This is a genomic window from Vibrio hepatarius, assembly GCF_011806575.1.
GTDB classification, from domain to species: domain Bacteria; phylum Pseudomonadota; class Gammaproteobacteria; order Enterobacterales; family Vibrionaceae; genus Vibrio; species Vibrio hepatarius_A.
In genome coordinates, this window is sequence record NZ_JAATOO010000016.1 from 47457 (window position 1) to 67318 (window position 19862).

At 48.2% G+C, this 19862-nt stretch carries 17 protein-coding genes; all 17 read right to left on the reverse strand.

Translation table 11 applies throughout. The features are described from left to right. Window positions 1-3: 3 nt before the first annotated feature. Window positions 4-3876 carry a YhdP family protein gene (locus tag HCZ42_RS13720; protein WP_167421223.1) on the reverse strand — a complete coding sequence of 1291 codons (3873 nt, stop codon included), beginning with the start codon at window positions 3874-3876 and terminating at the stop codon, window positions 4-6. An 8-nt stretch (window positions 3877-3884) separates the two neighbouring features. Next, window positions 3885-5354: a ribonuclease G gene (gene rng / locus HCZ42_RS13725; RefSeq protein ID WP_167421224.1), complete on the reverse strand. Its 1470-nt coding sequence runs from the start codon at window positions 5352-5354 to the stop codon at window positions 3885-3887. Window positions 5355-5375: 21 nt separating this feature from the next. Beyond that, window positions 5376-5936 (reverse strand): Maf family protein, encoded by a 561-nt coding sequence (locus HCZ42_RS13730; protein WP_167421225.1) that lies wholly within the window; start codon window positions 5934-5936, stop codon window positions 5376-5378. 2 nt (window positions 5937-5938) lie between these two features. Then, window positions 5939-6427, reverse strand: coding sequence for a rod shape-determining protein MreD (gene mreD, locus HCZ42_RS13735; RefSeq protein ID WP_167421226.1), 489 nt, complete (start codon window positions 6425-6427; stop codon window positions 5939-5941). Beyond that, window positions 6417-7301, reverse strand: coding sequence for a rod shape-determining protein MreC (gene mreC / locus HCZ42_RS13740; RefSeq protein WP_167421227.1), 885 nt, complete (start codon window positions 7299-7301; stop codon window positions 6417-6419). Before mreC ends, mreD begins: the two co-directional genes overlap by 11 nt. A gap of 51 nt (window positions 7302-7352) precedes the next feature. Continuing rightward, window positions 7353-8396: a rod shape-determining protein gene (locus HCZ42_RS13745; RefSeq protein WP_053410609.1), complete on the reverse strand. Its 1044-nt coding sequence runs from the start codon at window positions 8394-8396 to the stop codon at window positions 7353-7355. A gap of 152 nt (window positions 8397-8548) precedes the next feature. Beyond that, window positions 8549-11953, reverse strand: coding sequence for a DUF6701 domain-containing protein (locus HCZ42_RS13750; RefSeq protein ID WP_167421228.1), 3405 nt, complete (start codon window positions 11951-11953; stop codon window positions 8549-8551). Between the two features lie 2 nt (window positions 11954-11955). Beyond that, window positions 11956-12387 (reverse strand): MSHA biogenesis protein MshP, encoded by a 432-nt coding sequence (locus tag HCZ42_RS13755; RefSeq protein WP_167421229.1) that lies wholly within the window; start codon window positions 12385-12387, stop codon window positions 11956-11958. Continuing rightward, on the reverse strand, window positions 12377-13102 hold the full coding sequence (locus tag HCZ42_RS13760; RefSeq protein WP_167421230.1) for a PilW family protein: 726 nt from the start codon (window positions 13100-13102) through the stop codon (window positions 12377-12379). The genes HCZ42_RS13755 and HCZ42_RS13760 overlap by 11 nt, the downstream gene beginning before the upstream one ends. Next, on the reverse strand, window positions 13102-13623 hold the full coding sequence (locus tag HCZ42_RS13765; protein ID WP_167421231.1) for a type IV pilus modification PilV family protein: 522 nt from the start codon (window positions 13621-13623) through the stop codon (window positions 13102-13104). Before HCZ42_RS13765 ends, HCZ42_RS13760 begins: the two co-directional genes overlap by 1 nt. Next, on the reverse strand, window positions 13620-14096 hold the full coding sequence (locus HCZ42_RS13770) for a type II secretion system protein (protein WP_167421232.1): 477 nt from the start codon (window positions 14094-14096) through the stop codon (window positions 13620-13622). The genes HCZ42_RS13765 and HCZ42_RS13770 overlap by 4 nt, the downstream gene beginning before the upstream one ends. Before the next feature lie 159 nt (window positions 14097-14255). Beyond that, on the reverse strand, window positions 14256-14717 hold the full coding sequence (locus HCZ42_RS13775; RefSeq protein WP_167421233.1) for a type II secretion system protein: 462 nt from the start codon (window positions 14715-14717) through the stop codon (window positions 14256-14258). A gap of 31 nt (window positions 14718-14748) precedes the next feature. Then, on the reverse strand, window positions 14749-15324 hold the full coding sequence (locus HCZ42_RS13780; RefSeq protein WP_167421234.1) for a prepilin-type N-terminal cleavage/methylation domain-containing protein: 576 nt from the start codon (window positions 15322-15324) through the stop codon (window positions 14749-14751). Between the two features lie 78 nt (window positions 15325-15402). Continuing rightward, complete coding sequence (locus tag HCZ42_RS13785; RefSeq protein WP_175579500.1) at window positions 15403-15882, reverse strand: MSHA biogenesis protein MshF; 480 nt, start codon at window positions 15880-15882, stop codon at window positions 15403-15405. Further along, window positions 15866-17086: a type II secretion system F family protein gene (locus HCZ42_RS13790; protein ID WP_167421235.1), complete on the reverse strand. Its 1221-nt coding sequence runs from the start codon at window positions 17084-17086 to the stop codon at window positions 15866-15868. Before HCZ42_RS13790 ends, HCZ42_RS13785 begins: the two co-directional genes overlap by 17 nt. Before the next feature lie 8 nt (window positions 17087-17094). Beyond that, a complete protein-coding gene (locus tag HCZ42_RS13795; protein WP_167421236.1) occupies window positions 17095-18819 on the reverse strand; it encodes a GspE/PulE family protein in 1725 nt (574 codons plus the stop codon). After that, entirely contained in the window at window positions 18809-19861 is a 1053-nt protein-coding gene (locus HCZ42_RS13800) for a tetratricopeptide repeat protein (protein WP_167421237.1), read from the reverse strand. Before HCZ42_RS13800 ends, HCZ42_RS13795 begins: the two co-directional genes overlap by 11 nt. Window position 19862: the final 1 nt, after the last annotated feature.

Genomic DNA, 19862 nt, shown 5'->3' on the forward strand with positions numbered 1-19862 from the left:
CCTTTATTTTGCGATTTCCCTTAACTTCTTCGGTAATTCAAATTCGCCTTTGCTACGCGATAGCTCTTTGACTTCCGGTGCTTCAAGCGGACCTTTGACTTCGTAATTCACTTGGGTAAAGACTTCTACTACCGGTGAAATCACCGTCGTGATCGCTAATACGTATAAGGCAGTTTGAGGCGTCACCGCAAACGCGGTCAGCACAGGAATACCAGAGGTAATGTCTGGCACAAAATTCACTTCTGCGTCGACCGTTTCGTTGTTTAAGTTCGCCAAGCCGCGAATCGTCATCTCGCCTGCTACGGCATCCATCTTAATGTCATTGGTTAAGAAAATGCCATTTTTGATTTCGCCGCTACCAGTAATCGAGTTAAATGCCATACCGCCATCAAACACATCGGTAAAGTCGAGCTGCATCTTACGGATAATCGAGTCCAGACTGAACAGGCCGAGTAATCGAGCCGCGCCACTGACATCGGAAATCATCCCTTTACCAAGCGTAGTCTTCACATTGCCTTGAAGCGTGCTGACTTTAATTCCCCACGGAGCACCATCCCATTCGAGGTTAGTATCTAAGTCAAACGGCGCTTTCTGGATGCCAGATGAAATGCCGAAACGCTCCATCAAATCACTGTTGTTTTCCCCTTTCATCGACACCTTTAAGCGGGTGTGATTTTGGGTTTGGTTTAGCAACCAGTAACCGCCCATCTCGACATTATTGGTGCCGCTTTCAAACGAGAGCTTCTTCCACTCAACTCGGTCACCTTTGCGTTGCAGATCAAGGTTCGCTTTACCGACTTTATAGCCTTGGAACCAAAAGTCATCGATCGTCAGGGTAAGATTCGGGATTTGCTGGTGTAGGGTGCGATCGAAAGCGGTGATCAGCGGCTGCTCTTCGTCTTCGATATCTAACAAGGTCGAATCTTTGTATTCTTCGTCCAAAGCAGGCACGAATACGTGTAGACGCTCCAATGCGACCGTCAGGTCATACGGCGCAATATAGGTCGCTTCACCTTTAGCCTCTTGGCTTGACAGCTTCATATACCAGCTTAGGTCTTTTTCTTTAGCCGAGAACACGACGTCGTTCCAGTCGATACCCGCAAGTTTCAGTTCCTTCACGTTCAGCGCCACGCGCTGAGGCATCGGAACCTCCGGCATTTTCGATGTCGATTTCCCTTTGGCGCTACCCAGCTTATGCTCGCCAATAAAGTCGAGCCATTGGTCGAGGTCAAACTTATCGGTTCTCACTGAGGCGTGATGCCCAACCACAGGGCTAACCTTAAAACTGCCTTTACCCAGCACAAGGTTGGTGGCACGCAAAACAGGAATGTCTGGGCGAATATCAATTTCGGTTTGATATTTAGCGTTTGGCAATTGCAAACGAGCGGAGATACTTTCTTGGTTCCCCGACGCCTGAAGTCGCGCTTTGCCCGCTTGCTTGACAGCTTTGTTGAGCGGATATGGATAGTCACTGCGCAGCATTCTTAGATCGGCGCTGGTATCAATCTGGTAAGTAAAGCCGACATCGTTTAGCTGGATATCAACGTCCATTCGCCAAGGCGCGTGACCATGCAAAGGTTTGACCCAGTTTTCACCTACGTATGGAGCGACAGGCTTGATATCCCAATCTCCTACAACATCAATACCAACCGCGTAACCTTGGCTGGCATTCTCACCAGTAAAGTCGATCGCCACCGGTTGAGTGAGAAGCTGCGCATTGATCCCAGCCGCTTTAACCACATCGTTGTCAAATTCAATACGGCCTGAGACCGACTCCAGAACCATTGGTGGCGTATTGATCTCAACTTGGTTGTCTTTCAGGTCAGCATAACCCCAAGCTCTAACCTCTTGTTCTGAAGTAAATGGAACGTTGAGCTGGAAGCTGGACGTTACTGGACCCGTGACTTGCACTGCAGTTAACGCTGCTCCAACAGAATCGACCAAAGGGGTTGCCGTCATGTAATCGCGTACCGCGTTACCTTGAGCAAACGCGCTCGCTTCAATTTCTATATGGCCGCCTGGAGCTAATTCCGGAATGCGCCCAGTTATGCGCGTGGCGGTGACATCCTGCAGTTTGGCACTGCGAGAATCGAGGTACATCGCATCATTTTGGAACAGTAAATCCAGCTGTAAATCGGTGATCGGAGGCCAAGCGGTATCAAAGCTGAACTTTGCGTCTTTGAGACCAACCCACGCCTGGAACATACCGTTATTGTCTTTATACGGAAAATCACCCAGCTCACCGTACCAGAGCAACTTAGCAGTATTGACTTTACCACCCTGAATCGCGCTAGACAGATAATCGGTTAAGTCGCGCCCTAGCGCCAATGTCGGTAAGTAACGCCATACTTCGCCGCCGTTGTAGAGGTCTGCTTCGGCATAAAAAGAGAGGAAAGGGCTCTTCTCTTTGGGGAAATCGAGCCTGAATGCACCGAGCACTTGCAGGTCTGGTGTTGCTGCGGTGACTTTATCCGCCCATAAACGCCAGCCCGACTCGTCTTGTTGCCAAACGATATCCACCACTCCCTGACGAATCCGCAGTGGCGCTTGGAAAACATCGCCATAAGGTAGAATGTCGTCAATTAGCGACACATGCGCGTTGGCCTGAGACCAGTTACCGGATACTTTCGCCGACAAATTATGCAGCTCTGGCAGTAATTCCCATTGTGCCATCGAACCACTGGTTAACTCGGCAGAGTAGCGCAAGCTATCCAGCTCTTCTCCCATTGATACTCGGATATCTTCAACAAGGCCGCCAAGTTTGAGGGTTTCCAGTAACTCGTTCGTTTGCGCTGATTGTGGAGCAAGCTTGATTAAAGGTGTTACTGTGCTCAAATCTAGCTGCGACGCATTGAGCCGCCATTGTGTCGGTTGCCATTCGAACACCATATCCAATTCAGGCCAAGGTGTGTCGTCGGTTCTTAGTTCAAGTGAGTGAGCATTTACTTGCCAACCGTTGTTTTTCGGCTGTAACTCAAAAATACCAGACTCAACAAACAGCTCGTGGCGATGACCTTCCTGCCAAACAAGCTCTGAAGACTCGATTTCTAAGTAAGCACTTACTGGCTTTGAGCGTTCAATCGTTAACCAGCTATTAAAGCTGATTAAGCCTTTCTCAATACCAGTTTCTTGTTTGAGGTACTCCGTCAGCCAAGGCGTCACTCGAACATTTTGTACCGATGCGTAGAATTCACCACTGACGTCTTTCAACGAGCCGTGGTCAATAAAATCCGCTTTGACCAGCACTGAGTTGATGTTACTGGTTGCAAGGCCTACTTCACCATCGATAAGGTGACGGTCACCTTTATTTATCCAACGCAGCTTATCAACGTCAACCTGAATCGCGGAGCCATCTACACTCTGTAAATGGACGGTGGAGTCAATCAACGAGAAGTCATCAAGCTGTCTCAGCAGCAAGTTGTCTAATTGCTCAAACACTTTTTGCTGCGAACCTTCCGGCTCCAGCACAGGTTGATCTTGCTGGTTTTTGACCAGTTTTACCGACGTCATATCTAGGGTTAATTTGTAGATACTCGATTGGGCTACAACTGGCTGCAGTTCAAGCAGAGATTGGACCAGGTCAAGTTCGACTTCAACGCGGTCGGCACTGAAGGTGATACCACTGCTCGACGGCGTGTGGATTTGAATGCCTTGCAGAGAAATTGACGGGTGAAGGTTACGCCAAAAGCCGTGAATGTCCTCGATTTCGAGTTCAAACCCGGCTCTGCCACTCGCCCACTGTTTTATCTCTGGCTGGAAATGATTTAACTGAGGTAGAGCAATACGTAACGCCGTGACAACGATGGCCAATAAGACCATCACCGTAACGGCTAACCATAAAACAAACCTTGTGAATAATGTTGCTCTAGAGCTCACATACGACCTTACATCATTACGACATCAAACTGCTCTTGGATATAGAGCGGCTCTGCCTGAATCTTAACTTGTTTGCCAATAAACACTTCCAGCTCAGCAAGAGCATGGGACTCTTCGCCTTGCAGCGTATCGGCCACGGCCGGAGACGCATACACAACGAACTTATCCGCGTCGTACGCGCGGTTAACACGGGTGATCTCACGTAAGATTTCGTAACACACCGTCTCGACCGTTTTCACGCTACCACGCCCTTCACAAGTTGGACAGGTAGAACACAGTACATGTTCAATACTTTCTCGAGTACGTTTGCGCGTCATCTCCACCAACCCTAACTGAGTAAAGCCGTTGATATTGGTCTTCACTCGGTCTTTCGATAACGCAGCCTCTAACGAGGTAAGTACTCGCTGACGGTGCTCATCAGACAACATATCAATGAAGTCGATAATAATGATGCCACCCAGATTACGCAGGCGCAGCTGGCGAGCGATCGCTTGAGTCGCTTCGATGTTGGTGTTGAAGATGGTCTCTTCGAGGTTACGTCGGCCGACAAACGCACCAGTGTTGATATCCACCGTGGTCATCGCTTCGGTTTGATCAATAATCAGATAACCGCCCGATTTGAGTTCCACCTTACGCTCTAGTGAACGCTGGATCTCATTTTCGGTGTCGTACATATCGAAGATAGGCTTATCGCCTTCGTGCAGCTCAAGTTTATCGGTCAGCTCCGGCACATACTCGGAAGTGAACTCTTTTAAGTTCTCAAATTCCTGACGTGAATCGACCAAAATTTTTGTCAGTTCCGTACCAACGAAATCACGTAGGATGCGCTGAGAAAGGCCAAGTTCACCGTAGAGCGTAGAACGCGTTTTGTACTTAACGCGGCGCTCCATCACCTTTGACCATAAACGTTTAAGAAACGCGGCGTCTTGCGAAAGCTCTTTGTCGACCGCGCCTTCAGCGGCAGTACGAATGATAAAGCCACCGTCTTCGTCACAGTAGTGACCTACGACTTTCTTCAAACGGTTACGTTCTTCTTCACTTTCGATGCGTTGAGAAACGCCCACGTGGCTCGCACCCGGCATAAACACCAGATAACGGGAAGGTAGGGTAATGTCGGTAGTCAGACGCGCGCCTTTAGTGCCAAGCGGGTCTTTAACCACTTGCACAACGATATCCTGACCTTGGCGAACCAATTCAGAAATATCACGCACTTGGAACTGCTGCTTTTCATTTTCAGCAACACATTCTGTGTGAGGGACAATATCAGAAGCATGCAAGAACGCGGCTTTTTCAAGGCCAATATCGACAAATGCAGCCTGCATTCCCGGAAGTACGCGGCTCACTTTGCCTTTGTAAATGTTTCCGACGATACCTCGTTTTGATTCACGTTCTACATGGATTTCTTGTAGGGTCCCCCCTTCAATCATGGCGACCCGAGTCTCACTCGGGGTGACATTGATCAGCAACTCTGCACTCATGAGCGCACCTCAAAGTTAAAATTATAAAAACTTATGCAGCAGCTGGTCAGTTTCAAATAATGGAAGCCCTACAACGGCGTGATAACTGCCTTCAATGCGGGTTACAAAACGTCCACCTAATCCTTGAATACCATAACTACCAGCTTTGTCGCATGGTTCACCTGACTGCCAATATTGTTCTATTTCATTGTCTGACAAGGTTTTAAACCATACGCTCGTCGATACTACGACGGTCTGTTGATTCTGTTCATCTGCAACGGTAACGGCCGTCATTACCTGGTGCTCTTTACCCGATAGCATCTGCAGCATTTGCTTTGCATGGGCAAAGTCTAGCGGCTTTTCGAGCACTTGCCCGTCACACACCACAACCGTATCCGAACCGAGCACGACTGATTCTGGCTTCATCTCTAGCGCTGCCAACGCTTTGTCTTGCGATAACCTCGCAACATACTCCGCGGCACTTTCATGCGCTTCACGACGTTCTTCAACGTGAGTAGCAAGTACCGTGAACTCGTAACCCAGTTGTGACAGCAACTCTTTACGTCGCGGTGACGACGAGGCTAAAACTAACGCTTTGCTCATGTTTACCTCACATGCCAACTGCGTCTGACTCGGCGCATTAATAAGAACATCCAAGGCCAGAGAATAAAGTTAATCACGCCGCTCCATAAGGTGACTGGATTAAAGGAGATGTCCTGAATCAGGTACTCACCGCAGAAAATCAATAGATCCAAGATCACTGACATTAAGGCGATAAGAATGGCTTGCTGCCAAAGCGCCATATTACGAATTACCAGAAAGTTTAGTGCAACAAGGTAAATGACGATAGACAACATCATACCGCGAATCCCTAATGTAGATCCGAGTAGTAAATCCCAAAGCAAGCCAAGGACCAGTGCAGTCCCGACGTTAACTCGATGTGGCAGCGCCAGAACCCAATAACAAGTAACCAACAATAACCAAGATGGACGCAGTAAATCGAGCGTGCCCGGCCAAGGAATCGTCTGCAACGTTAGTGCTATCAAGAAAGAACACAAAACCACTAAGCGTCCTTTAAAGATGCTATTTGCCATTGGTGAGTTCCTCTTGTTGTTCCGGGATCACTTGCTGAATTTTTTCCTGTCTTGAATCATTTGGCCAAATCAGTAGTAGGTAACGAAGTCTTTCAAAGTCCACCACCGGTTCAGCTTCGATTTGGGCGAACTCGCGCGCGTTATCGCGGTCAACCTTCGAGACATGAGCGACTGGGTAACCCTCTGGGTATACACCGCCTAATCCGGAGGTGACCAACAAGTCCCCTTCCTGAATATCAAGGCTGATAGGAATATGGTCTAAGTTGATGTGTTCCATATCGCCACTGCCCGAAGCAATCACACGAATGTCATTGCGGATCACCTGAACCGGAATCGCACTTAAGCTATCGGTAAGCAGTAACACGCGGCTATTGTGAGCCGAGACAAATGTCACCTGACCAACAATACCTTTCTCGTTTGCGACTGGTTGACCTACGTAAACACCGTCGATCTGGCCTTTATCGATCACAACTTGGTGACGATATGGCGAGGTATCCACTGCCATTACCTCAGTGACAACCTTGCGTTCATCACGGACAAACGAAGAACCTAACAGTTTACGCAGTCTTTGGTTTTCTTCGCGGTATTGATCGAGCAACAGTAGATCATTCTTCAGGCGTAGGATCTCTCTTTTTAACGTGTAGTTGCTTTCCATGTAGCTTTTACGCACGTTAAAACGCTCGTAAGCATCATCAAATACGACACGAGGCACGTCAGCCAGATACTGAATGGGCGCTACGATACTGTTGAGTATGTAACGCACTTCGGCAAATGCGCCTAAACGACTATCAGCCAGCATGAGGCTGGCTGATAGAATAACGGCAAAAAACAGACGTAACTGAAGTGAAGGTCCTCGGCCAAAAATAGGCTTCATTGAATATGAGTTCCTTATCTTGATACCTTAGCCAAACTAAGGCGATACGATTTATTCTTCGCTAAATAGATCGCCACCGTGCATGTCGATCATTTCTAGAGCTTTACCGCCGCCACGAGCCACACAGGTTAGTGGATCTTCAGCGATAACCACTGGAATGCCCGTTTCTTCGGTTAGCAGACGGTCTAGGTCTTTCAGTAGCGCACCACCACCTGTCAGTACCATACCGTTTTCAGAAATGTCTGACGCTAGCTCTGGCGGACACTGTTCTAGTGCAACCATGACTGCAGATACGATACCCGTTAGCGGCTCTTGAAGCGCTTCTAGGATTTCGTTTGAGTTTAGGCTAAAGCTGCGCGGTACACCTTCTGCAAGGTTACGACCACGCACTTCGATCTCTTCAACTTCATCACCAGGATAAGCTGAGCCAATCTCGTGTTTGATCTTCTCTGCAGTTGCTTCACCGATTAAGCTGCCGTAGTTACGACGTACGTAGTTGATGATCGCTTCATCAAAACGGTCACCGCCGATACGTACAGATGAGGAGTAAACAACGCCGTTTAGCGAGATAACCGCGACTTCCGTTGTACCACCACCGATATCGACCACCATAGAACCGGTAGGCTCAGATACGCGTAGGCCTGCACCGATAGCCGCCGCCATTGGCTCATCAATTAAGTACACTTCACGTGCACCAGCACCCAGTGCTGATTCACGAATTGCACGGCGCTCAACTTGTGTAGAGCCACAAGGCACACACACAAGTACGCGTGGGCTTGGTTTTAGTACGCTGTTGTCGTGCACTTGCTTAATGAAGTGCTGTAGCATTTTTTCTGTTACGTAGAAGTCAGCAATAACACCATCTTTCATCGGACGGATAGCTGAGATGTTACCAGGAGTACGACCTAGCATTTGTTTCGCTGCGTGACCAACAGCGGCAACGCTTTTACCCGCGCCTTTGCGATCTTGACGAATAGCGACAACTGAAGGCTCGTCTAGAACAATACCCTGTCCTTTAACGTAGATAAGAGTGTTGGCAGTACCTAAATCGATAGATAGGTCATTTGAAAATATGCCACGAAGTTTTTTGAACATATTCTTCGCTCGTCCTGAAAGAATTAGAAGATAGAAAATTGCACTAAATGTACCAATGCCTTGCCGCTACAGCAAGGCATTGGTACCTAAACATGGGCTGAAACCCGCAATTTCTAACAGATTCCTTACTTAGCGTAAAAAAAACACAAAATTTAGAGTCCGATTAATCCGGGTTCGCCGCGAAAGATCACTTTGTCATTGCCACGGAAAATACCAAAGGTGATCACCGCGGGTGGATCTTCATCGCCGTTGTTGCGCCAATTGTACCTCAACCATGACCGTTCGGGGATATTCCCGTCGCTGCCGCAGTTAATTGGGTTTTCACCATTGAGCGCCACAGGAGCAAGCGGATTGATTCGTGCCCAGATACGCACTTGTTCACGCTCCGTTCCGCTATGGTCAACGGTTAAGTTATTTGATTGGCCATTGATGACTGAGCCTTGACCTTGCAGCGTGGCGGCAGAACTTGTGAGGGAATCAGGCCAGATCACTTGCTTACAGTAGTCAGCCCCATCAAAGTCACTGTTACTATCAGCGGTATTGGTCACAAATCGGTTGTTATCCCAATATTCCACTTTGAGCGGAATCTTAAGGCCGTTCACTCCAGTCGTCGTACCGCTGTCTTGCAGGCGCATACGACCATATCGAAAATCAGGTTGTTCTGGGAACGCATCTTCGAGTTCAAATGATTGAGTCGGCACTCCTGCGTTGTCGGTTTCGACTAAGAAGCGAATCCCGTCAGGATCATCAACGATGTTCAGGCCAAACCACGCGTTGCTCTCGTCAAACGGCCCATCAGGTTGTGAGGTATAGTTCCCCGACGCATGAATAACCGTCTGTTTTTCTAAACTAAAATCACTCACTGCCAATGCCAGTCGAGAACTATTCACCACGCCACCCGAGTCTGCGGTTAACCAGTCGGCACTGTCTCCCCAAAGGCCACTGTTCCAATTGTCGCTGGCCAATAATCGGTTGGTTAACGAGTTACCATTGACCTGCTCTTTCGCGGTGTATTGCAAATCGACAATCAAAGCGTCGCTAAACAAGCCGTAGTTAAAGGTTGGATTCCCTTCAACATTTTGCGCTTCAACGGAAAAAGCGTGAGTGATTGGCTGACTCATGTAGGCAAAACCATCATGTCCTGTCGCGTATTGCCATTGTTCGTTAACGGGTTGCATGACCAATTTAGCCGGATAGAAACGACCAATCGCCTGACTGTCGATATCAATGTCCATCGTCAGATAATTTGCCGTGGTCTCTAGCTGCAACGTGCCCGCTTCGCTCCAACTGTGTTCAACGGTTTTCGTCTCACTGTTTGGCTCAAACGGTGTGAGCGGCACAGACGATAATGCACCTAAGCTAGTCAGTGAAGAGGTTGGATAGGCGACCGAATAGGAAAGCTCAATCGGGCCTTTATCCAACGAGTAATTGCCGGTAAGTGGGTATTTACATTCATCGTTCTCATTGACTCGCGAATCGGGATGTACAATCGGTCGGTAAGTCACATCAAACGGTTCACCTGCTGCGATAAATCCCGTTCCACTGGATGTTGTGGCTGGATTAAGATTGGCGATATTGGTTGCCTGAACCACATCGCAAATCGCCAGTTTCCACGGACGAGAATAGACCTCAAACTCGCCTTTCAATGTACCACCTTCAACCGGACAGTTGTCTTGGTCGCATACAAAGCTCTGGTCTTGGATTTGCATTTTAATATGACCAGATTCTTTGAAGATCATCTCTGCATTACGGTTGGTGTCGCTGAGCTTGGCGGTAAATACCAAATCACTCGCCAGTTCAGGAGCCAGCGGTTGTTGATAACTAAATGACGCTTTCGGCTCACCGGTATAACCGAGTGAAATCTGTTGTCCTGAGTTGCTGCACGCTTTTACTTCAACAGGGAAACTTACCTTCTCACCCGCCGTGATGTATTGGTCAGCCACTTCAAACTTGTAGGGTACGTACTTGATGACATCGTTGTCGATCAGGTTAGCGCCACCGACCGACAGGCTTGCCGTTAGCGGGTACTCACCCACACTCGACGGATCGTTTTTGATGACTCGATAACGGGCGATACCATTGGCTTCTGACAGAAAGCTTATCGACAAATTTGAACCAGATGACTGCTGTAACGCGGGCTGATAACCAGACACGTAGTTGTTATTGCTATCAAAAACATGTACTTCGACAATATTGTCTGGCGAACTTTCACACGTTAGGTGGTAGTTAAACGGTTTGATCTCAATTCGCGCCACTTGTGGATCTGGTGGTAGTGTGCCACAGCCATCAGGGCTCACCGCGCGGATGTAACTGTTACCTTTCGCGCGAAAGTTCACCACTGGCGCCGTGATTGCGCCGTTCATCTGAAAGTCTTCAACGTCATTGATATCAAAACCAGCAGGTACTTGAGACGGCACATAAATATTGGCGTTAACGCGAATATCTTTGCTCGACTGAGGCCAGAAAAACGACTCGCCGCCCGCACCAATCAAGGTTAGATCCGAACTATTGTAGTTAACATCCTCTGCGGGGTTACTACTTGCATTGAGGTACACACCAGATTGCGTTCCACTCTGGCTACCAAAATTGATCTTGTTGTAATTAACCACGACCGGGCCATCCACCAGAAGGCGGATGTTGTTGGCCGTGAGGTTCAACTCGTTAAACCAATATTCCCCTGATGCTAATCGGATCGTGGTGTTATCAAAAAACGTCACCGCAGAATAAAAGCCCGAAGTCAGGCTCGCTGGCGCGTAGACGTTCGAGCCTGAATCAACGAAGCGCGCAAAGTCTGGCGGACCATCGGGGAACAGTACTCTGCTCGAGTCTACTTTACAGGATTCCGCAGCACTTCCCGATGTTGGATATACACAGCCGCTATCGGGGATACCTGAAACCGTGGAATAGGCAAAACCAAGTCCAACGCTGGATTTAGAACGTTCGAGAAAAATTCGGCTCGCTGGCACTAAACCTTGCGTAATGTTTAACGCGCCGTCATGCATAATCCAATTGCCACTGGATTGGTAGTAGCGGTTCGACTGCAGCTCTTCGGGGAAAAACGGACAAATATCCGGTAGAGGTGGCGGTGGTTCTGTCCCTTCCAAACAATCAACCGTTGCTGTACCACTACCAGAGATTTTGACTTTATTCGGGTGAATCCCTTTCATATTGGCCGGGATATTTTCCTCTTTATAAATATAAGGCGACTTAGTGTTCGTACCTGCGTAAAGGTAATAATCCAACGTTGAACTGGACGCATCAAAGTACAAACTGATCGTGTAGTCATTGCCTACTTGCATCGCTCCTGGGTCGCGAACAAACGGGCTAGGTTTGCCGGGAGCCGGTACACTTGAATCATTGGTCCAAATTGGTACGGGAACGTTTTTGTTTCCGACGGCTTTGACCCCATACAATGTCTCTTGCCGCTGAGAGTTTTCTATCGTAAATAGGATTTGAAAATCGTATCTCGGGTCGACAGGGCAAGAATCTGCTGCCCAGATTAGATGCGAGTACAGTAAGCCAAATAAGGCAAACGCGATTTGAATAGCTTGTCTCATGATTACTCCCTAACCCACACTTCTTGGCTACGTTGCATTTGATTGGCTTCGGTGCCGCATACCGCTTCAGAACGAACCACGTAGAGTTGTTTTCCGTCAGCCAGTGCTCCACCTCTTGTTTGACAAGACGTGCGAACACTTTGACAGTTAATTTTTGAAGGCAGTGTCGTCACCGCATTACTGATCGCGTTGCAACTCGCAGCAATGTTGTAACCGGCAGATAAAGAAGCACGCAGAGGATACAACTCAACCAAAGCCAACTCATTCGCTGAATGCGCCGCAAGCGCAGCTTGTAGACCAATAATATCCTTGGTGTGCGCGTCGTTGTTCGACCACTCAATTCGGCTCAAACTGGCTGCGAGAAACCCCATCACCACCAGCACAAAGACAACTACAATATACAGACTGCCTGTTTGTTTTTGTTTAAGGGACATTGAGCACCTGCACATCTTGTTGGAAATGCGTGGTTTCGTCATCACGCTCATTAATAAACGACAATTGCATATGCACCACACCACTACGTTGCACGCTGGCAGGTTGGTAAGTTAAATCGCCTTCCACACCGGTATCCGAAATCGGTGTCACGCGACTTCTGTCTTCGATTCGCTGAATCCGCTGACCGACAATGCAATAGCTGACTTCACCATTGGGGTCGTAAATATAGTGGCGATTGGATACCGATTCACCGACCAAGCTCGAGGCGATGTTCTCCAGTACGTAAGTATCATTCACACTCTTAACGCCATTTAACGGGAACACGTTATTGCTTGGATTCGCTTGGGTCGGGTTAATCACCAACGACTTGTTTTGCAAACTCGCCTGAGTGGTATTCTCACTGCCAACGACAAATTGCAAATCCGCGCCAGAGACAGCATAAAAGCCAGAGGTCTCTATCGGATAAAAAGAGATACAGCTCTGCGCACCCGCTAAAATCAAATCATCAGAAAACATGTTCGGTACCGCATGACGAATTTCGCGGCTCATTTTTTCCAAAACAAACTTCGCTTGAGTTTGTAAACGTTGTCTTTCTATCGTATCGCTGTAACCACGAGCACCTAACTCGACAAACCCTGCAATACCTAATACTAAAATACTGCCAACCAGCAGCGTAATTACCATTTCGACTAGGGTAAAACCTTTCATCTTCATCAGTAATTTCCTTTGTAGGCGTGCAGCTCAACGGGCGTTTGATTGGGCGCCGAAATCGTCAAAGCAATATGCTTTACTTTGTCGACCTCTTGGTACGACACTTGGATATCTAAACGAAAGTTTTTGTATCGGGTTTCAGAGCCGTCACCGACTAAATAGTTTAGGTCTTTGCAGCCGTTGACCCCGTTAGGCTCCCAGCAACCAAGGTAGTCATCAACATCGTTGTACAGCGCAATATCCGATTCTTCATTACCTAAATTCGTGGTACAAGAAGCCGCGCTTGGCACGCCTTCTCCACAGCGAATATCACCACTGGTAAAGTCACTGTGTTGGTCGAAGCCTTGAGCCAAGATTGTCGACATTACGCTTTGGCCCAACGCTGCTGCGCGAGCTTGATGATGCGGGTTGGCCGAGCGAGTAATTTGCGGCACAAGAAAGCTGGAAATGGTGACCATCGCAAACGCCATTAACACGATGACGATAATGCTCTCAATTAGAGTAAAACCACGCTGCTTTGTCACGAGCACTCTCCTGAGAACACATAACCTTGCGAATTGATTTTCACTTGGCAACTTTGCTCTTGAGCAGCAATAGTAATCACGGCACCCGACGCAGCACTGCCTATTGGGTTGCCCAATAAATCAAAATTGATCGTTGAACCAGTATTGACTGAAAAAGCCACACCACCTTTCGAGCTAACCCAATCACTGCGCGCATCAGATAACAGGCTGCACGCTCGTTGTGAGCCGACACAACTCGGTTGAACACTTAGGGTAAAGTTGGTGTTGCTCGCACCGCTGATTGGTAAGTTAGATTGCATACGGTTGACTTGCACTTGGCGCACCACCGAGATTACTTGCTCTTGGATCACCATCGCAGCCACACTGTCGCGGCCAAACATCCGGCTCGCGGCGTACGCAGAGACGATCGCTAGTAACAAAATCACGACAATAAGTTCAACCAAGGTGAAGCCTCGTGCTGACTTAGCTTTCATAGACAACCTAAGTAGTTAAATTTGCTAATTTGATTATAAATTAGAATGGCTTAAGCGTGACAGCTTAATACTATTTTTGAGAAGGATTTACGTTCGAAGCAGAGTGTTCGGATAGATAGAGTTAGAAAAGGCCAGCGTCGCTGGCCTTTATTATACAGATTAACAGTCGTCTGCTGTAGCAGTTGTTACTGTTGGCGCCGCACCAGAAGTACTCGGTGCAGTGTATGTCACTGCACAGTTCCAGTTTGGATTTTCACCAACAAATGTGTATTGAATTGAAGCTCCTGCAGTATTCGCACCACCTGATACTTTCCACTCGCTAGTATCTGACAATCCAACAACGGCAGCGCCGATGCCAGTAGTTGAAGCAGCCGGGTAGCCATACACTACGTCAATATTTTCAATTGAACCAGACACTGCTGTTTCACTACCTTCTATCGCAGCTTTACCGTAAACAATGCCTGCAGCTCCTTGCATTGCACCTTTCAGACCTTGCAGAGAAGCTTCTCTTGCATCTGATTGCAGATTAAGGAAGCGAGGCGCAGCTGTTACTGCAAGAATACCTAGAATAACAATTACCACCACTAGTTCGATTAGGGTGAAACCGCCTTGTCGTTTCATAGTTTATATCTCTCTATGTTGTTGCGCAGGATTACTGCAGCGTTACGGTCACACGACCAGTTTCAATTTCATACACAAACTGATGTTTGCTGCCACCTTCTTGTTGCACATAAGTACAAGTCGACGCACCAGTATTCGCTTGAGCTGAATATTTAACATTTTTATTATTTTCTGCGTTTGCCACCGTATCTACACTGGGTGGGTTTTGCAGTAAGTTGTCCATAAGATCGATACAAGCTTGGTCCGTCAGACTTGTTGGGTAACTTGTGTTGTCTTCATTCAACGCGTATGGATAGCCATCTCTAAAACCAGTATCACTACCGCTGCTGTCTTTAGAGCGCGTCAACCAAAAATCGACACCGTCGTAATCGACAGTATTGTATTTCTCACCGTTTAGCGTTACTGATGGTCGAGCTTCCGCTTCCCATTGCGCTCTGGCAGACAATACGCCAGTCGCAAAGCCACCAGCCACGCCTTCAATACTGGCTTTTTTCGCTTCATCGGTGACATCTAAAAATCGTGGAAGAGCCGCTACGGCTAGTAGGCCAACCACAACAATGACCACCACAAGCTCCACAAGGGAGAAACCAGTTTGTTTTCTAAGCATAAAGATGTAACTCGCTGTTATGAACGCCGTATTATACGGGCATTCTACGATAGATCTATGAGTAAAATGTCAAAAAAACTACAGCGCCACAAAGACAACGCGTGTTGAAAACTGCTTATTTATCAACTCTATAACAATGTGTCGATTTTGTCCGTAGTCGTAATCACACTGATAATGATCGCCGCTAGAATTATTCACAATTTCTATCGGACGACTTTCTAAAATTCGTGCTGTCGGATACAACGTATTTAACCAAAACTCGCAGCTTACCTTGCCATCAAAAGTAAGTGGCATCAGCCAACCATTGTCCGAAAACTGTAGCTGACGAGACTCAATCGTCAAACGGTTTGGCTGTTTAGCCAATAACCATTGTTCTTTGTAGTAACTCGCACGTTCGATAATGCGCTTACTCGCCACCAGATAAGCACTGTCTCTTGCTTCTTCCTCGACCCGTTGCCACGCGATAATAAAGCTCAGCAATACAATCACGACGACCAACAACCAAATCACAAAACGGGATCGCTCGACATTAGAGAACAGGTCACCCTTTGATGGCATCGAGCATTCCCCACATTGGCAAGAAGATACCCAACGCGAGCACCAAAACCATACCCGCCACAATCACCAACAAGATTGGTTCAATACGTGCAGTTAAGGTTTTCAAGTCATAGTCCACTTCGCGGTCATAGAAGTCAGAGACTTCCGCCAGTAACTCATCAATACGACCCGTTTCTTCACCAACCGAAATCATCTGAATGACCAGCGGGGTAAATACGCCGCTGCTGGTTGCCGTCGATGAGATGGTGCTACCCGACTCTATCGCCAACTTCATTTCCATCAATCGGTTTTCGAGAAACTTGTTCCCGAGGGATTCCGCCGCCAGTGCCAATGAACGGTTGAGTGGTACACCGGCTTTAAGCATCAGCGCAAAGGTGCGCGAAAAACGCGATAGCTGTGCTCGATTCACCAATTTGCCGACGATCGGCATACGTAAGCGAAATTTATCCCACTTTTCTCTTCCAGCCGCGGTTTTTAGCCACGCGTTAAAACCGAACAGCGCACTGACCATCACCGCAACCATCACATGCCAATAACTGACAAAAAAATCCGACATGCCGATCAAGATACGCGTTGGTAATGGCAAATCGACGCCAAAGCGGCTAAACATGCTGGCAAACTGCGGTATCACTTTGACGTTAAGAATAAACATCGCAATGACGATAAACGAGATAACAAAAGTCGGATAACGCATCGCGGTTTTGATTCGTTTACGCGTTTCGAGCTCTTGCTCGTAGTAACTGGAGAGCTGCAGCAACGCCAAATCCAGTCGACCTGTGTTTTCGCCAACGTTAATCATCGAAACAAACAATGGACTAAACACCCGTGGATGCATTTGTAAAGACGCCGCCAAACTGCGTCCGTTAGTCAACTCAAGCGTTACCTCTTCCAACGCATCTCGTAACTGCTTATTCGAGCAGTTGGCGGTCAACCCTTTCATCGAACGCAGCAAAGGCACGCCCGCTTTGGTGAGGCTATACAACTGACGACAGTACATCACCAAAGCTTCTAACGGCACGGCTGGCGTGAAGAGTTTTTTTATCTCGGCGCCAAGCTCACTGCTTCCCGCTCCCTGCTGGATCTGCACTGGAATGATGCCTTGGTTCATCAACTGCTCGGCCACCGCATCTTGGTTAGACGCGTCAATCTCGCCCGAAACCGCGGTGCCTTCGATGTCACGCCCTTTGTATCGATATATTGGCATAGCTAACCTTAAATATAGATCGCGTGTTCTGAGCCAGATGCATCGCCTTCACCCAATCCCATCACTTCGTCGAGACTGACGATACCTTCCAGTGCTAGCTCCATCGCAGAAGCAAGCAGAGGTTTATAGGTTGGGCTTTGACGCGCTTCTCTTGCGAAACCTACCGCATCGTTGGCTCGCAACATATCCATCATTTTTTGCTCTAATTCGAGCATTTCAAACACACCGATTCGTCCACGGTAACCAGTCAAGTTGCAATTCTGGCATCCATGACCGCGATAAAACTTGGCTGCAATCTGGTTAGGGAAACGTTGTGCTAACCACTGCTGACGACCAGCATCCAGAATGTCTTCAGTCTTACAGTCAGGGCACACTTTACGTACCAGTCGCTGCGCAACCACAGCGCGCACTGCGCTCGCCACCAGATACCCTGGCGCACCCATATCAATCATACGTAATGCACTATCGACCGCATCGTTAGTGTGCAAAGTCGTCAATACTAAGTGACCCGTTAATGCGGCTCTAAGACCTATTTCGACCGTTTCTTGGTCTCGCATTTCACCAATCAGGATGATGTCTGGATCCTGACGTAAAAAGGTTCTGAGTACCGTTGAAAAATCGAGGTCGATCTTCGGGTTCACTTGCACTTGGTTCACACGCGGTAGACGGTATTCCACTGGGTCTTCCGCGGTAATGATCTTTTTCCCCGGCACATTCAATTCACTTAACGCGCCGTACAAAGTGGTAGTTTTACCTGAGCCGGTAGGCCCAGTGACCAAAATCATCCCATGCGGGCGTTTCAACTGCTTACGTAACCGCACCAACAGGTGGTCAGGAATCCCCGACTCTTCGAGTTTACGCACGCCAGAAGATTGGTTTAGTAAACGCATCACCACAGACTCACCATGCTGAACCGGCATGGTCGACATACGAATATCGACAGACTGACCTTTGGCTTTGATGTTGAATCGCCCGTCTTGCGGTAGGCGCTTTTCAGAAATATCAAGGTTTGCCATCAGTTTGAGGCGCAACACTAACGCGGGCGCGACATTCACTTCATTCAGCAAGGTTTCATGCAACACACCATCAATACGCTGACGAAGACGCAGTACGTCGGCGTCGGGTTCTATGTGGATATCCGAGGCACCGACCTGAATCGCATCTTCAAACAATGAGTTGATCAGTTTTACAACGGTGACTTCCTGGCTATCGTCGTCTTCAACGTTAAAGTCGAAGGCTTCGGTCACCTGGTGCTCCGCTTGCAGTTGCTCGGCAAACGAAGCGATCTCTTTCGTGCGTCGGTAATAACGGTTAAAACCATCAACCAACTGATTTTCAGCCGCGATAACAAAATCGACTTTGTACTGTGAAAGCTGACCAAGCAGAGCTTCTTGCGCGAACAGATCCGCAGGATCGCTCATCGCAACGCGTAACGTATCGTTATTGTTCGCAATCACCAGCGCCCGTAATCGACGCGCATGCACTTCCGGCAAGACTTGCACAGCGTCAATATCAACGTTGGCACGGTTAAGGTCGATCAATGGGATATCCAACTGCTGCGACAAAAACGTCAGCATTTGGTGCTCAGACAAAAAGCCTAGATCGATCAACGTCGCACCGAGTTTTCGGCCACTGTTTTTCTGTACGCTTAAAGCCTGATCTACCTGTAGATCAGTAACAATGCCTTCTTCAACCAGCAAGTCACCGAGGCGTTTGCGGAGTTTAACTTTCACCTTTTGAACCTTCTAACTGTTGAATCAGATTGAGGCGGTCGATGATAAATTGGTGTGATTGGCCAGATAATCCCATGCCTTCCAACGCTTTGTGGTAAGAAGCTTTGGCATTATCAAACTCAAGCATTCGCTCTTGCTGAATGCCTAAACCTAACCACCAGCGACCGCTGTCCGGCTCCATTTCAACCAGCTTTTGATAGCTCTCCATCGCCATCGCGTCTTGGCTGTTTTTCTGTGCCAACGCACCACGCAGCGATAAGTACTCCACACTGGCGTTGTCCAACATCGCCGCGACCGCAGATAGAGCCGCAGCTTGCTGTTTCTCTTTGATCAATAGCTTCGCTAACGCCAAGCGTAGCGAGATGTTGTCGTTTTCTAAACTGATGCCTTTTTGCAATAGATCAACCGCTTTGCGTGCGTCGCCTTTGCCGTAATACAGTGCAGAAAGCTTCTTGCGTACCTTGGTATTCTGCGGTGTATATTTCAACGCTTCGTTGTAATGAGCCAGCGCGCTTTTTAGGTCATTGCTGTCGAGTGCCTTTTTCGCTAACACTTGCGCTTTGGCAGATAGCTCTGCCGAGGTCAGCTCGACTTGCTCAATCACCACTTCGCCCACAGGTTCTGGTTGAATGGTGGCCGCCTTGGCGATTAGCGGACTAAATTCTGCTGGCTGAGAAATAGGCGCTGACTGTACTGCTTGTACCTCGCGATCTTGGTTACGCGGTTGAAGATCCGCTTCTGTACGAACGCTAGAGCGATAAATCGACTCACTTTGCGTAGCGATCTTCGCGGTTGGCGATGGCACATTATTCGCTGGATTAGACTCGCTGCGCGTGGTAATCGGCGCGTATTCGAGCGACTCTACTGGTGCTTGATATGAGATTGCCCAGCCACCTAACGCTAAACTCAAGCCAAGCGTACCCACAACCCAAGGTAATACTGGTCTCTGTTTAACGGGCATAACCTGAGCTTGTTCAATCGCGGTAAGCGGACTGCCGTTTTTCTTCGCCAGATCGGATAATGCTTGGTTAATTGCACTCATG

What these genes read in the sequence shown, in the direction of transcription:
- rng (WP_167421224.1), bottom strand. Translation starts at nt 5,354, where the DNA reads ATGAGTGCAGAGTTGCTGATCAATGTCACCCCGAGTGAGACTCGGGTC.
- HCZ42_RS13730 (WP_167421225.1), bottom strand. Translation starts at nt 5,936, where the DNA reads ATGAGCAAAGCGTTAGTTTTAGCCTCGTCGTCACCGCGACGTAAAGAG.
- mreD (WP_167421226.1), bottom strand. Translation starts at nt 6,427, where the DNA reads ATGGCAAATAGCATCTTTAAAGGACGCTTAGTGGTTTTGTGTTCTTTC.
- mreC (WP_167421227.1), bottom strand. Translation starts at nt 7,301, where the DNA reads ATGAAGCCTATTTTTGGCCGAGGACCTTCACTTCAGTTACGTCTGTTT.
- HCZ42_RS13745 (WP_053410609.1), bottom strand. Translation starts at nt 8,396, where the DNA reads ATGTTCAAAAAACTTCGTGGCATATTTTCAAATGACCTATCTATCGAT.
- HCZ42_RS13750 (WP_167421228.1), bottom strand. Translation starts at nt 11,953, where the DNA reads ATGAGACAAGCTATTCAAATCGCGTTTGCCTTATTTGGCTTACTGTAC.
- HCZ42_RS13755 (WP_167421229.1), bottom strand. Translation starts at nt 12,387, where the DNA reads ATGTCCCTTAAACAAAAACAAACAGGCAGTCTGTATATTGTAGTTGTC.
- HCZ42_RS13760 (WP_167421230.1), bottom strand. Translation starts at nt 13,102, where the DNA reads ATGAAGATGAAAGGTTTTACCCTAGTCGAAATGGTAATTACGCTGCTG.
- HCZ42_RS13770 (WP_167421232.1), bottom strand. Translation starts at nt 14,096, where the DNA reads ATGAAAGCTAAGTCAGCACGAGGCTTCACCTTGGTTGAACTTATTGTC.
- HCZ42_RS13775 (WP_167421233.1), bottom strand. Translation starts at nt 14,717, where the DNA reads ATGAAACGACAAGGCGGTTTCACCCTAATCGAACTAGTGGTGGTAATT.
- HCZ42_RS13780 (WP_167421234.1), bottom strand. Translation starts at nt 15,324, where the DNA reads ATGCTTAGAAAACAAACTGGTTTCTCCCTTGTGGAGCTTGTGGTGGTC.
- HCZ42_RS13785 (WP_175579500.1), bottom strand. Translation starts at nt 15,882, where the DNA reads ATGCCATCAAAGGGTGACCTGTTCTCTAATGTCGAGCGATCCCGTTTT.
- HCZ42_RS13790 (WP_167421235.1), bottom strand. Translation starts at nt 17,086, where the DNA reads ATGCCAATATATCGATACAAAGGGCGTGACATCGAAGGCACCGCGGTT.
- HCZ42_RS13800 (WP_167421237.1), bottom strand. Translation starts at nt 19,861, where the DNA reads ATGAGTGCAATTAACCAAGCATTATCCGATCTGGCGAAGAAAAACGGC.